Annotated in this window: 13 protein-coding genes; 9 read left to right on the top strand and 4 right to left on the bottom strand. The window is 67.1% G+C overall.

The annotated features are described in order from the left end of the window. The first annotated feature begins 25 nt into the window (after positions 1–25). The 4 genes from ACZYSP_RS05490 (at position 26) to ACZYSP_RS05475 (ending at position 4,012) form a co-directional block, all read left to right on the top strand. Complete coding sequence (locus tag ACZYSP_RS05490) at positions 26–832, top strand: CoA transferase subunit A (protein ID WP_093055637.1); 807 nt, start codon at positions 26–28, stop codon at positions 830–832. Between the two features lies 1 nt (position 833). Continuing rightward, positions 834–1,472 (top strand): 3-oxoacid CoA-transferase subunit B, encoded by a 639-nt coding sequence (locus tag ACZYSP_RS05485; protein WP_093055639.1) that lies wholly within the window; start codon positions 834–836, stop codon positions 1,470–1,472. Between the two features lie 77 nt (positions 1,473–1,549). Next, positions 1,550–2,944: a CoA transferase gene (locus ACZYSP_RS05480; protein ID WP_354338250.1), complete on the top strand. Its 1,395-nt coding sequence runs from the start codon at positions 1,550–1,552 to the stop codon at positions 2,942–2,944. 12 nt (positions 2,945–2,956) lie between these two features. Continuing rightward, on the top strand, positions 2,957–4,012 hold the full coding sequence (locus tag ACZYSP_RS05475; protein ID WP_354338252.1) for a DUF4241 domain-containing protein: 1,056 nt from the start codon (positions 2,957–2,959) through the stop codon (positions 4,010–4,012). 15 nt (positions 4,013–4,027) lie between these two features. Here the strand turns inward: ACZYSP_RS05475 and ACZYSP_RS05470 are convergent, their stop codons facing one another. After that, entirely contained in the window at positions 4,028–5,197 is a 1,170-nt protein-coding gene (locus ACZYSP_RS05470; protein WP_354338253.1) for a pyridoxal phosphate-dependent aminotransferase, read from the bottom strand. A 28-nt stretch (positions 5,198–5,225) separates the two neighbouring features. Beyond that, entirely contained in the window at positions 5,226–6,188 is a 963-nt protein-coding gene (locus ACZYSP_RS05465) for a LysR family transcriptional regulator (protein WP_354338254.1), read from the bottom strand. 153 nt (positions 6,189–6,341) lie between these two features. On the opposite strand from ACZYSP_RS05465, the gene ACZYSP_RS05460 reads away from it, so the two are divergent. From ACZYSP_RS05460 to mmsB, 4 genes are read left to right on the top strand one after another with little or no spacing between them, the layout of a single operon-like run. Next, positions 6,342–7,865 (top strand): CoA-acylating methylmalonate-semialdehyde dehydrogenase, encoded by a 1,524-nt coding sequence (locus tag ACZYSP_RS05460; protein ID WP_093073314.1) that lies wholly within the window; start codon positions 6,342–6,344, stop codon positions 7,863–7,865. 12 nt (positions 7,866–7,877) lie between these two features. Further along, the gene (locus ACZYSP_RS05455; protein WP_354338255.1) at positions 7,878–9,032 is read left to right on the top strand and encodes an acyl-CoA dehydrogenase family protein; all 1,155 of its coding nucleotides are present in this window, start codon (positions 7,878–7,880) and stop codon (positions 9,030–9,032) included. A 28-nt stretch (positions 9,033–9,060) separates the two neighbouring features. After that, the gene (locus ACZYSP_RS05450; protein ID WP_489013062.1) at positions 9,061–10,176 is read left to right on the top strand and encodes an enoyl-CoA hydratase/isomerase family protein; all 1,116 of its coding nucleotides are present in this window, start codon (positions 9,061–9,063) and stop codon (positions 10,174–10,176) included. Positions 10,177–10,216: 40 nt separating this feature from the next. Further along, positions 10,217–11,113, top strand: a complete 897-nt coding sequence (gene mmsB, locus ACZYSP_RS05445; RefSeq protein ID WP_354338258.1) for a 3-hydroxyisobutyrate dehydrogenase — start codon at positions 10,217–10,219, stop codon at positions 11,111–11,113. 18 nt (positions 11,114–11,131) lie between these two features. On the opposite strand, the gene ACZYSP_RS05440 is transcribed toward mmsB, so the two are convergent. Continuing rightward, positions 11,132–11,293, bottom strand: coding sequence for a hypothetical protein (locus ACZYSP_RS05440; RefSeq protein WP_177192697.1), 162 nt, complete (start codon positions 11,291–11,293; stop codon positions 11,132–11,134). Then, positions 11,265–12,575, bottom strand: coding sequence for an MFS transporter (locus ACZYSP_RS05435; RefSeq protein ID WP_354338261.1), 1,311 nt, complete (start codon positions 12,573–12,575; stop codon positions 11,265–11,267). The genes ACZYSP_RS05440 and ACZYSP_RS05435 overlap by 29 nt, the downstream gene beginning before the upstream one ends. 118 nt (positions 12,576–12,693) lie before the next feature. Between ACZYSP_RS05435 and gcvA the strand changes: the two genes are divergently transcribed. Then, complete coding sequence (gcvA, locus tag ACZYSP_RS05430) at positions 12,694–13,674, top strand: transcriptional regulator GcvA (RefSeq protein ID WP_436318391.1); 981 nt, start codon at positions 12,694–12,696, stop codon at positions 13,672–13,674. The last annotated feature ends 4 nt before the right edge of the window (positions 13,675–13,678 follow it).

The raw sequence follows: 13,678 nt of genomic DNA, 5'->3' as shown, positions 1-13,678 counted from the left end.
TCCATTCATCCATCAAGGAGCCCGAGTGAACAAGATTTATCCCTCCGCAGACGCGGCACTCAAGGGGGTCGTGGCCGACGGGCAGATGCTCGCGGTCGGCGGCTTCGGTCTGTGCGGCATTCCCGAAGCGCTGATCGAAGCGCTCAAGGACTCCGGCGTGCAGAACCTCACAGTTGTCTCGAACAACGCGGGCGTCGACGGCTTCGGCCTCGGCAAGCTGCTGGAAACGCGCCAGATCAAGAAGATGGTCGCCTCCTACGTGGGCGAAAACAAGGAGTTCGAGCGCCAGTACCTGGCCGGCGAACTCGAGCTCGAATTCACGCCCCAGGGCACGCTGGCCGAGAAGCTGCGCGCCGGCGGCGCGGGCATTCCGGCCTTCTTCACCAAGACCGGCGTGGGCACGCAAGTGGCCGAAGGCAAGGAGCTGCGCGAATTCGACGGCGAAACCTACGTGATGGAACGTTCGCTCGTGCCCGACGTGGCACTGGTCAAGGCCGACGTAGCCGACAAGTCGGGCAATCTGCGCTTTCGCCTGACGGCGCGCAACTTCAACCCGGCCGCTGCCATGGCCGGCAAGATCTGCATCGTCGAGGTCGAGAAGATCGTCGAAGTGGGCGAGCTGGCTCCCGACGACATCCACCTGCCGGGCATCTACGTGCACCGCATCGTGCTCAACGCCAGCCCCGAGAAGCGCATCGAGAAGCGCACCGTGAGCGCCTCGGTCGATGCCGCCGCCGCCAAGGTCGAGGCCCAGACCGCCATCGCCCAGGCCGCCGCCACCAGCGAAGTGCCCGTGCCCACCGTGCCCGCCAACAAGAAAGAAGGAGCCTGAGATGCCCTGGACCCAAGACCAGATGGCGGCCCGTGCCGCGCAAGAACTCGAAGACGGCTTCTACGTCAACCTCGGCATCGGCATTCCGACGCTGGTGGCCAACCACACCGGCACGAAAGAAGTGTGGCTGCAGAGCGAGAACGGCATGCTCGGCATTGGCCCCTTCCCGACCGAAGACCAGGTCGACGCCGACCTGATCAACGCCGGCAAGCAGACCGTGACCACGCTGCCCGGCTCGGCCATCTTCGGCAGCCATGACAGCTTCGCGATGATTCGCGGCGGCAAGATCAACCTGTCGATCCTGGGCGCGATGCAGGTCAGCACCAAGGGCGACCTCGCCAACTGGATGATCCCCGGCAAGATGGTCAAGGGCATGGGCGGTGCGATGGACCTGGTGGCTGGCGTGAAGCGCGTGATCGTGCTGATGGAACACGTGGCCAAGAAGAAGGACGGCACCGAGGACCTGAAGATCCTCGAGAAGTGCACCCTGCCGCTGACGGGCGTGGGCGTGGTCGACCGCATCATCACCGACCTGGCCGTGATGGATGTGGTGCCCGAGGGCCTGAAGGTCGTCGAGCTGGCGCCGGGCGTCAGCTTCGACACGCTGCAGTCCAAGACCGGCGCCAAGCTGATCCAGTAACAGGGCAGCGAACGTAACGACAACGAAGGGCAGGGCCGCGAGAGCGGGCCCTGCCTTTTTCTTTGGAGCACACAGGAATGAATGCAAGCGAAGTTCTGGGCGGCATCTGGCGGCAGGCAGGCTTGCCCGCAGAAGCCTTGCCGTTTGTACGGCTTACGGGCGCCGACCCGGTGCTGCCGTCGTCTTTCGCTGTCGGCGTGGCGGCACAGAGCACCATCGCTGCGGCGGCACTGGCTGCCTGCGAGCTCGGGCACCTGCGAGGTTCGGCGCGCCAGCAGGTCGGCGTCGACATGCAGCATGCGGCGCTCGACTGCACCGGCTGGTTCAGCCTCGACGGGCGCGTGCCCAATCCGTGGGACACCTTCTCGGGGCTGTACCGCTGCGCCGATGGTTGGGTGCGCATTCACGCGAACTTTGCGCATCACCGCGATGGGGCGTTGAGGCTCATGAAGCTGGACCCGGCCACTGCCACGCGCGCCGAAGCCGAGGCGGTGATGGCGACCTGGCGCGCGCATGAATTCGAGGATGCCGCCGCTGCGCAAGGGCTGGTGGCAACCGCGCTGCGCCGTTTCGACGAGTGGGACGCAACGCCGCAAGGCCAGGCCATTGCGGCGCAACCGCTGTTCACCATCGAACGGATCGGCGACGCACCGCCGCTCGCGCTGACGCCGCTGCGCGAAGATCAACGGCCACTCACCGGCGTGCGCGTGCTGGATCTGACGCGGATCCTCGCGGGTCCGGTCGGTGGCCGCGCGCTGGCGGCGTATGGCGCCGACGTGATGCTCGTCAATTCGCCGAACCTGCCGAACATCGAATCCATCGCCGACACCAGCCGCGGCAAGCTCTCGACGCATGTGGACCTGCGCACCGACGAGGGCCGGGCCGTGCTGCAGCAGCTCGCCACGCAGGCGCATGTCTTCGTGCAGGGCTACCGGCCCGGCGGCATCGCATCGCTGGGCTTCGGGCCGGCGGAGCTGGCGCGGTTGCGGCCGGGCATCGTGTGCGTGTCGCTGACGGCCTACGGCACCCAAGGTCCGTGGGCCAATCGCCGCGGTTTCGATTCGCTCGTGCAGACCGCAATGGGCTTCAACCACGCCGAAGGCGAGGCCGCCGGCGATGGCAAGCCGAAGCCGCTGCCGATGCAGATCCTCGACGAAGCGACCGGCTACCTGATCGCATTCGGTGCCGCCGCTGCGCTGTGGCGACAGCAGCAGGAGGGCGGCAGCTGGCAGGTGCAGGTGTCGCTGGCGCAGACGGGGCATTGGCTGCGCAGCCTCGGTCGCGTGCCCGGCGGCTTGTCGATTGCAAGGCCCGACCTCAAGCCGTGCGTCGAGACCTCGGCCTCCGGCTTTGGTGAACTGGCCGCGCTGCGCCACAGCGCGCAGCTGTCGCGAACGCCCGCCGCGTGGCCGCGCCCTTCGATGCCGCCGGGCAGCCATCCGCCGGTGTGGCCGGCCGACACAGCGAAGTGAGAAACTGGGCCGATGCCCTACCTCGACATCGACAACCTCCAGGCCGTTTTCCTCGACGACGATGCGCTGCGCGCGCGGCACCTGGCGCGGCTGCCCTGCGGCCCGGTGCAGATCACGAGCGGGCGCGTGGTGGCCTGCGATCCGCTGGTGCAGCCCGAACGGCAACCCTTGGCGCGCGAGCTGCAGGCGCGCGGCGCCTTCCCCGTCGAAGTGCTGCACGACAAGGGCCGGCATGCGCTGGCGGTGCTGTGGCTGCGTGACCGCGGCAGCCTGCGCGCCGCCGATCTGAACTGGCAGATGGCGCTGATGGAAGGGGAGTCGCTCGAAGCGTTGGGCGACGGCGAGTTCTACGGCTACCCGGTCGACGCAGGCGTCGGCTGCTTCATGGACCCCGACGCCGCAGCCGCCATGGCCGAGCGCGACAAGCGCGAATCCGCCGACCCCGATTTCATCAGCTACTACGACGACGTGCTCGCGGGCGAGATGGGCGACGCCAACGTCGTTGACCACTACCCGCTCGGGCCGGGCTCGGCGAGCAACATGGTGATCTTCCGCTCGGGCTGGGGCGACGGCAGCTACCCCAGCTTCTGGGCGCTCGACGCGGCAGGCGAACCCGTGGCGCTGGTGACCGACTTCATGATCATGGAAGGCGGCGACGCACGCGACGAGGACGACAAGCGCAGCGATGCCTACAAGGCCAGTCTCTCGCCCGAAAAGTCGGCGGCGCTCGATGCATTGGGCGCGGCGGCTGTCGAAGGCGATGTGGCGGCGATCAAGGCCCTGCTCGGTGCGGGCCTCGCACAGTCCAACGAGATCATTCCGTCGTTCGGCGAGTCCGCGATCACGAGCGCCATCCGCATGAACCAGATCGACGTGCTGCGAGTGTTGCTGGGCGCGGTGCAAGGCCTGCCGATGCCGCCGCGGCTCTACAGGATGGACAAGGACGAGAGCTACATCGACTATGCGCGCCGGCTCAAGAAGCCGCGCGTGGAAGGGCTGATCGAACTGCTGGAGAAGGCTGCAGCGCCCGCGGCAAAGCCTGGATTTCTGAAGCGCCTTTTTTCCTGAGCTTGTCCTGAGCGCTCAGGCGCCCAGCGCAGCCCGCACCTTGTCTCCCAACCCGCGCAGCCGCTCGACCGGCTCGTTGGAAAACACGAAGCGCAGATACTGCGCGCCATGCGTCTCGCCCCAGCCTTGCATTGCCGTGGCGCAGACGCGATGCGACAGCAGGCGCTGCGACAGCGTCTGCCCATCGATGCCGAAGTCGCTCGTGCGCAGCAGCAGCGACCAGCCGCCGCCCGGCACACCGACAGGCAGGCCGCGAAGTTCGTCCAGCACCGTGTCACGCCGCCGCTCCAGCTCGCCCACGTACGGCGCGAGCGTGCGCACCGATTGTTCCAGCGCCGTTGCCACTGCATCCTGCGCGATGCCCACCGGCACCACCACATTGGCCAGCGACACGGCCACGAGATCAGGCATGTAGCTTTCCGGCGCCACGGTCCAGCCGACGCGCCAGCCGATCATGCGCAGCTCCTTGGCCGACGAGCCTACGGTGATCGTTCGCTCGGCCATGCCGGGCAATCCTGCCGGGTGGATCACTTGCCGGCCGTCGAACAGCAGGCGTTCCATGGCGCTGTCGAGGATCAGCGTCAGGTCGTGCTGCACGCACAGTGCGGCGATGGCGCGCCAGTCGTCTTCATCGAAGCAGCCGCCCGTGGGCATCGAGGGCGACATCAGCAGCATCACGCGCACGCGGGGACCGACGGCGGCTTGCAGCGCGGCGCGATCGAGCTTCCATTCGCCACTGGGGTTGAACTGGAACGGCACGTACTTCGGCGTACCGCCGGCGAGGCGGATGCGGTTGAGCAGCCCCGCGTAGGTCGGATCGGTCACCAGCACTTCGTCGCCCACCTCGACGGTCGCGAGCAGCGCGTTGAGGATGCCCGAGAGCCCGCCTGCCGAGATCACGCAGTTGCGCGCGCCGCTGTACGCCACGCCCGACAGCGCCGACACATGCCGCGCCGCCACATCGCGCAATCGCGACTGGCCGACGAAGGGCAAGTAGCTGTTGTCCGAATCTTCCGAGGCCCCACGCACGGTGCGCGCAATGGCTTCGGGGTCGGGCGGGATGTCGACGTCGAGGTTCTCGAGCCGAAGAAACGGCGGGCCATCGGCATCGTCGGCAATGGCACCCATGCGGTCGACGCCGATGCCTGCGATGTGTTCAAGACGTGCGGGGCGGTGGCGTGGCATGGGGCGGGTCTCCGTGTTTGGGGGCTGGCTACGGGGCTGGCCTGCGCGGGCGGGCCGGGCGTTGCTGCTGCTGCTGTGACGCGCCATTCTCATCGCCGGGCGGGGCCAGAAGCAACAGCGCCTGCCGCGCCTGTACCGTCTCGCGCAGGAAGTTCCACACCGTCTGCATGCGCCCGAGATGCTTGGTCTCCGCCGGCATCGACATCCAGAACGTGCGCGTGAAGTTCGCTTGCCCGGGCAGCACGGGGCGCAGCGCGTTGTCGTTCTCCGCGATGAAGGCTGGCAGTACCGCGATGCCTGCGCCCGCGACCACTGCACTGTGCTGTGCGAGCACGCTGGTGCTGCGCAGCGCGAAGGCGTCGGGGCGGTGCAGTTCGTCGAGGTACTGCAGTTCCTTGCTGAAAAGCAGGTCGTCGACGTAGCTGATGAAGGTGTGGCCGCGCAGGTCTTCGCGCGTCTTGATGGGCTTGTGTGCGGCCAGGTACTTTTTCGAGACGTAGAGCCGCAGCGTGTAGTCGGTGAGCTTGGTGACCACCACCGGCCCGCGCGCCGGGCGCTCGAGCGAGATCACGATGTCGGCCTCGCGCCGCGACAGATGCACGAGGCGCGGCATCGCGAGCAGGTCGATGGTGAGCTTCGGATGCTGCACCGCGAACAGCGCCAGCTGCGGCGCCAGCACCACCGTACCGAAGCCCTCGGTCGCGCCGATGCGCACCAGCCCCGACAAGCCTTCCTGCGAGGCCGGCGCTGCGCTTTCAACGGTGCGGAAGGCGCTCTCCATTGCCTCGACCTGCGGTTGCAGCCGCCGGCCCGCCTCGGTGAGCCGGTGGCCGCCCGATTCGCGCGAGAAGAGCGGGGCGCCGACTTCCTTTTCCAGTGCCTGGATGCGGCGCGCGACGGTGGTGTGGTCGACCTCGAGCCGGCGGGCCGCGCTCATCAGGGTGCCCGAGCGGGCGAGTTCGAGGAAGTAGCGAAGGTTGTCCCAGTCCATGTGCCCTCGTGTTTTTGGTTTGAGGCTCTGCATTTTTGCAAAGCGGCCGCGCATATTTGTCTATTGTCATGGCAAATCTGCAAAGCTAGGATGCGTGACCGAACCGGCCAGACCGGCACCCGAATTTCACCGGATTCACAGGAGACAAACCCCATGGACGCCACCACCACGCCCTCGACCCAGGTCGCCACCGTCAAATTGCTGATCGGCGGCAAGCTGGTCGAATCGAAGACCACCGAATGGCGCGACGTCGTCAATCCGGCCACGCAGCAGGTGCTGGCCCGCGTGCCCTTCGCGACTCCGGCCGAGCTGGATGCCGCCGTGGCCTCTGCCAAGGAAGCCTTCAAGACCTGGCGCAAGACGCCCATCGGTGCGCGCGCCCGCATCTTCCTGAAGCTGCAGCAACTCATTCGCGAACACATGGGCGAGCTCGCCGCGATCCTCACGGCCGAGCAGGGCAAGACGCTGCCCGACGCGGAAGGCGATGTGTTCCGCGGCCTCGAAGTGGTCGAGCACGCATCGAACATCGGAAACCTGCAGCTCGGCGAGCTGGCCAACAACGTGGCCAATGGCGTCGATACCTACACGCTGCTGCAGCCGCTGGGCGTGTGCGCCGGCATCACGCCGTTCAACTTCCCGGCCATGATTCCGCTGTGGATGTTCCCGATGGCCATCGTCACCGGCAACACCTTCGTGCTGAAGCCCTCCGAGCAGGACCCGATGGTCACCATGCGCCTGTGCGAACTGGCGCTGGAAGCCGGCATTCCGCCCGGCGTGCTGAACGTGGTGCATGGCGGCGAAGCCATCGTCAACGGCATCTGCGATCACAAGGACATCAAGGCGATCAGCTTCGTGGGTTCGACCAAGGTCGGCACACACGTCTACAACCGCGCCACGCTGAACGGCAAGCGCGCGCAATGCATGATGGGCGCGAAGAACCACGCCATCGTGATGCCCGACGCGAACAAGGAGCAGACGCTCAATGCGCTGGCCGGCGCGAGCTTCGGTGCCGCCGGTCAACGCTGCATGGCCGTGTCGGTCGCGGTGCTGGTGGGCGAGGCGCGCAACTGGGTGCCCGAGCTCATCGAGAAGGCGAAGACGCTGAAGATCGGCGCCGGCACTGAAAAGGGCGTGGACGTGGGCCCGCTGGTTTCGTGCGCGGCGTACGACCGCGTCAACAGCCTCATCGAACGTGGCGAAGCTGACGGTGCTCAACTGGTGCTCGACGGCCGCAAGCCCACCGTACCCGGCTACGAGAAGGGCAATTTCGTCGGCCCGACGATCTTCACCGGCGTGAAGCCCGGCATGACGATCTATGACCAGGAAATCTTCGGCCCGGTGCTTTGCATTGCCGATGCAGAGAACATCGACGAAGCCATCGAGCTGATCAACAGCAACCCGAACGGCAACGGCACGGCGATCTTCACGCAGTCGGGCGCTGCGGCGCGCCGCTTCCAGGAAGACATCGACGTGGGCCAGGTCGGCATCAACGTGCCGATTCCGGTGCCGGTTCCGATGTTCTCGTTCACCGGCTCGCGTGCGTCGAAGCTGGGCGACCTGGGCCCGTACGGCAAGCAGGTCATCATGTTCTACACGCAGACCAAGACGGTGACGGCACGCTGGTTCGACGACAGCACCGTCTCGCACGGCGTGAACACGACGATCAGCCTCAAGTAAGAAGTCCGCCGGATGGACTTCGAACTTTCCGAAGAGCAGCGCGCCTTCGCACAGAGTGCGCGCGACTTTGCACAGGCCGAGTTCGCGCCGCATGCGGCGCAGTGGGACGCCGAGGCCATCTTCCCGAAGGAGGCCATCGCAAAGGCCGGCGAACTGGGCTTCTGCGGCCTCTATGCGCCCGAGCGCGTCGGCGGCCTCGGCCTGCCGCGACTCGACGCAGCGCTGGTGTTCGAGGAGATGGCCGCGGTCGACCCCTCGACCACGGCCTTCATCACGATCCACAACATGGCGACGTGGATGCTCGGCACCTGGGCGACCGATGCAGTGGCGCAGCAGTGGGGCGAAGAACTGACGAGCGGGCGCAAGCTCGCCTCGTACTGCCTGACCGAGCCCGGCGCCGGTTCGGATGCTGGCTCGCTCAAGACGCGCGCCGAGCTGCAGGGCGCCGAGTACGTCATCAACGGCGGCAAGGCCTTCATCTCGGGCGCGGGCTCGACCGACGTGCTGGTGCTGATGGCACGCACGGGTGGTGCGGGCGCGAGCGGCATCTCGGCCTTTGCGGTGCCGGCTGACGCGCCGGGCATCAGCTACGGCAAGAAGGAGCACAAGATGGGCTGGAACAGCCAGCCCACGCGCACCATCAATTTCGACAACGTGCGCATCCCCGCGCAGAACCTGCTGGGCAAGGAAGGCGAGGGCTTTCGCATCGCCATGAAAGGGCTGGACGGCGGGCGCATCAACATCGCGACCTGCTCGGTGGGTGCTGCGCAGGGCGCGCTGGATGCAGCGCGCCGCTACCTGCACGAGCGCCAGCAGTTCGGCAAGCCGCTGGCGAGCTTCCAGGCGCTGCAGTTCAAGCTGGCCGACATGGCGACCGAACTGGTTGCTGCGCGGCAGATGGTGCGGCTCGCGGCATCGAAGCTCGATGCTGGCCATGCCGATGCGAGCACCTATTGCGCGATGGCCAAGCGCTTTGCGACCGATGCGGGCTTCAACGTCTGCAACGACGCGCTGCAGCTGCACGGGGGCTACGGCTACCTCAGCGAGTTTCCGCTGGAGCGGCTGGTTCGCGATGCGCGGGTTCACCAGATCCTCGAAGGCACCAACGAGATCATGCGCGTGATCGTTGCGCGAAAATTGCTGGAAGGGGACAGCGATATCCGCTGAAGCCCCGCATCCAGAACCCCTCAAGACAATGACCGACTCCGTAGTTCTCTTCGACGAAATCAAGACCGCCGGTGGCCAGCGCTTTGCCGTAGCCACGCTCAACGCACCGGCTTCGCTCAACGCGCTGTCCGTGGACATGGTGCGCCTGCTCACGCCAAAGCTGCGCGAGTGGGCGCAAGACGCCGGCATCGTCGGCGTGCTGCTGCAGGCGGCAGGCGAGAAGGCCTTCTGCGCCGGCGGCGACCTGCGCCAGCTCTACCAGACGCTGCTCGACTGCGGTCCCGCGCGCAACACCTACGCCGAAGACTTCTTCCGCGAAGAGTACGAGCTCGACTACCTGATCCACACCTTCCCCAAGCCCTTCCTGTGCTGGGGCCACGGCATCGTGATGGGCGGCGGCGTGGGCCTGCTGGCCGGCGCATCGCACCGCGTGATGACGCTGCAAAGCCGCATCGCGATGCCCGAGATCAACATCGGCCTGTACCCCGACGTGGGCGGCAGCTGGTTCCTGCGCCGCACGCCGGGCCGCACGGGGCTGTTTCTCGCGCTCACGGCTGCCAACGTGAATGCCGCAGACACCATCTTCTGCGGACTGGCCGATGTGCTGGTACCGCAGGAGCGCAAGGGCGAAGTGCTCGAAGCTATCGGCGCCACGCGGTGGGCAGGCGAGCAGAAGGCCGACCGCGCCACGCTGTCGCGCATCCTCGCCAAGGCAGGCGAGGGGGCGGAGATGCCGGCCTCGAAGGTGCGAGAGCACTACGACATCATCAACGCCCTGATGGCCGGCGACGACCTGCTCGACATCGCGAAGCGCCTGCATGACCTGCAAAGCGACGACGCGTGGCTGCAGACGGCGGCCAAGACCTTCGCCAAGGGCGCGCCGAGTTCGGCTGCGCTGAGCTTCGAGCTGTGGCAGCGTGTGCTGCGCATGTCGCTGGCCGAAGTGTTCCGCCTTGAGTATTGGGCTTCGCTGGGCTTCTGCGCGCACAAGGACTTTGCCGAAGGCATCCGCGCCGTGCTGGTCGACAAGGACCGCAACCCGCGCTGGAGCCCGGCCACGCTCGACGAGATCACGCCCGCCTTCATCGAAGACCACCTGCGCCCGCGCGGCGAAATGCCTGCCGAGCTGGCGTCGCTGGTCTGAGTTTCATCATTTCCCGCACAGAACAACGGAGACAAGACAAATGAAGATCGCATTCATCGGCCTCGGCAACATGGGCGGCCCGATGGCCATGAACCTGCTCAAGGCCGGCCACACGCTCAGCGCCTTCGACCTCTCGGCCGAGGCCTGCAAGAAGTTCGGCGGCGAGGGCCTGCCCATTGCCGCTTCGGCTGCAGAAGCGGTGGTCGACGCCGAGGTCGTCATCAGCATGCTGCCGGCCAGCGCGCATGTCGAGGGCCTGTTCCTCGGTGGCGCTGGCAAGCCCGGCCTGCTCGACAGCATTCGCGCCGGCACGCTGGTGATCGACAGCAGCACCATCGCCGCGGCCACGTCGCGCAAGGTGGCTGAAGCGGCCGCCGTCAAGGGCATCGCGATGATCGATGCGCCCGTGTCGGGCGGCACTGGCGGCGCGATTGCCGGCACGCTGACCTTCATGGTCGGCGGCGAAGTGCAAGACCTGGAGCGCGCGCGTCCGGTGCTCGAAAAGATGGGAGCCAACATCTTCCACGCCGGCGCTGCCGGTGCGGGGCAGACAGCGAAGATCTGCAACAACATGCTGCTCGGCATTTTGATGATCGGCACTTCGGAGGCGCTGGCGCTGGGCGTGGCCAACGGGCTCGATCCGAAGGTGCTGTCGGAGATCATGCGCCGCAGCTCGGGCGGCAACTGGGCGCTCGAAAAGTACAACCCGATGCCGGGCGTGATGGAAACCTCGCCCGCCTCGAAGAACTATGCCGGCGGCTTCGGTACCGACCTGATGCTCAAGGACCTGGGGCTCGCGCAGGAAAACGCGACCGCCGTGCGCGCGGCAACGCCGCTGGGTGGGTTGGCGCGCAGCCTGTATGCGGCACACAGCCTCGCGGGCCATGGCGCGCTCGATTTTTCGAGCGTGCTGAAGCTGGTGCAGAAGGCGTCCTGAGCCGGACGCTGGCGGTGGTCAGCCGTAGTGGGAGTGCAGGGCCCAAAGCAGGCCGATCACCACCACGAACAACACGGTGAAAAGCACCCAGGCGCGCATGATCGCCTGGTTTTCCGTGATTTCGGCAGGTGCAGCCGATGCGGGAGGCGGACTAGGAGCGGCGGGCGGTGCTTGGGTCATGCCCGACTGTACCCCGCGGCGAGGCCGTGCTGGCCAGCTTTGCAGAAGCGTCCATCCGCGACATCGCCCACATGATGCCGGCCGCCACGAGGTTGGCCCCCACGCTGAAAAGAATCGGCAGCAGGTAGCTGCGGCTCACGTCGAAGGCAAAGCCCGCAGCGGCCGGGCCGACCAGCGTGCCGAAGGCCACGCTGGTGTAGAGCACGCCGATGATCGCGCCGATGTTGCGTCCGCCGAAGTAGTCCATCACCAGCGCCGGCAGCAGCGCGACAAAGCCACCGTAGAACGCGCCGTAGAAAAACGCGAACACCGCCAGCCCCCAGAAGCCGCTGGACGCTGCCCACACGAGCAGCGACAGCGCCATGCCGGCCGACATCAGCAGCATGGTCTGCGCGCGTCCCATACGGTCGGCCAGCCCGCCCAGAAAGAAGCGCCCGGCCGTGCTGCCGACGCCGATGGCGCCCAGCAGCAGCACCGCATGCGCATTGGGCACGCCATGGTCCAGCGCGTAGGGCACCAGATGCACGAAGGGCACGAACAGGCCGAAGGAACTGATGAGGCAGGCCACGTACAGGCCGGCGAAGCGCCGCGAGCGCACGGCATCGCGCACCGTGAAGCCCTCGGCTTGGGCGGACGTGGCCAGAGGCTGCGGCGGATCGCCGTCGGGGCCGAGCCCGCGGTCGCGCGGGTCGTTCTCGATCAGCAGCGCCATGCCCACGCCCACCACCATCGCCAGCGCGCCTAGCGCCAGGTAGGCGTTCCGCCAGCCGAGCGTCTCGATGAAGAGCGATGCCAGCGGCGGCATCACCAGCGTGCCCACGCCGATGCCGCTCACGGCCAGCCCCGAGGCAAAGCCGCGCCGCCTGACGAACCAGCGCTGCACCGCGCCCAGCACCGGCACATACGACGCGCCGACCCCGAGGCCGACGCCCAGCCCATAAGCGAGATAGATCTGCGTCAGGCTTCGCGCCTGCCCCGCAAGCGCCAGCCCCAGCCCGACCAGCACCATGCCGGCGACGGCCAGCCGCCGCGAACCCCAGCGGTCGGCCAGCGGGCCGCTGAGCACGCCGAGGCCGAAGTAGAGAAAGCCTGCCAGCGAGAACACCAGCGAGACCGAGCCGCGCGAGGCACCGAAGTCTTTCTGCAGCGATTCGAGAAAGGCGCTGAAGGTGTAGGCGCTGCCGAAGCCGACAAAGGTCACGGCAAAGGCGCCTGCGACCACCAGCCAGCCGCGGAAGAGGCCGCCGGCTTGCGATGAGGTTGGCGTGTGGCTCAAGGGCATAGACCTTTAAAGATCAGAATATCTGAATTGATTGATTTCGGGTGTGCGAATATTCCCGCTTATCAATCTGAGCCGCAAACCAGAATTTCTGCTGTTACTGAATCAGAATTTCTAAATAATGGAACACCAGCTCCCGCCCCTCAACGCACTCCGCGCCTTCGAAGCCACGGCGCGCCATCTCTCGGTGAAGAACGCGGCGGACGAGCTGTGCGTGACCCCCGGCGCCGTGAGCCAGCTCGTCAAGACGCTGGAGCTGCATCTCGGCGTGCAGCTGTTCCGCCGCGTCAATCGCGGCGTCTTCCTGACCGACGCGGGCCAGGCCTATCTGCCGCCCGTGCGCAATGCCTTCAGGCAGATCAGCGATGCCACGCAGAAGGTGGCCGTGCCTGCGGAGACCGGCCTGCTCACCGTGAGCGCCACGCCGTTCTTTGCTTCGGCGTGGCTCGTGCCGCGCCTGAAGTCCTTCCAGGACGCGCATCCCGACATCGACCTGCAGGTGCTGACCAGCAATGCGCTGGCCGATTTCTCGCGCGACGGCGTAGACGTCGCCATCCGTCACGGCATGGGCCAGTACCCCGGGCTTGCCAGCCAGCGCGTGCTCACGGTCGAGATGGTTCCCGTCGCCGCTCCCGCGCTGGTCGTCGAATACGGCAAGCCGAAGAAACCGGCCGACCTGCTGCAGTGGCCGCGCGTGAACGATGCCGATCGCAAGGGCTGGCGCCTGTGGTTCGAGGCGCAGGGCATCGAAGATGCCGGCCCGGCGCGCGGGCCTTCTTTCGACGACGCTGGCCTGTTGCTGCAGGCGGTGCTCGCAGGGCAGGGCGCCGCGCTGCTGCCCGCGGCCATGATGGCTCCCGAGATCGCGCAGGGCCGGCTCGTGCAGCTCTCGAAAGTGACGTGGCTCGAAGACTTCGCGTACTACCTTGTGTGCCCCGAGGGCAGCCGCGACCGGCCGAAAGTCGCGGCTTTTCGTGACTGGCTGCTCGGCGCGGTGCGCCAGAAAGGCGCTTCGTCAGGTAGCCGCAAGAGAGCATCGTCGACAGTCGCAGGTCAGGCCGTAGCGCCGCCACCCCGGCGGCGTGCCGTGCCCAAGCCTTGATGAA

The organism is Variovorax sp. F042 (assembly GCF_057814215.1).
Note: the sequence above shows the minus strand (reverse complement) of the source record. Positions and strands in the feature narration are given on the sequence as shown.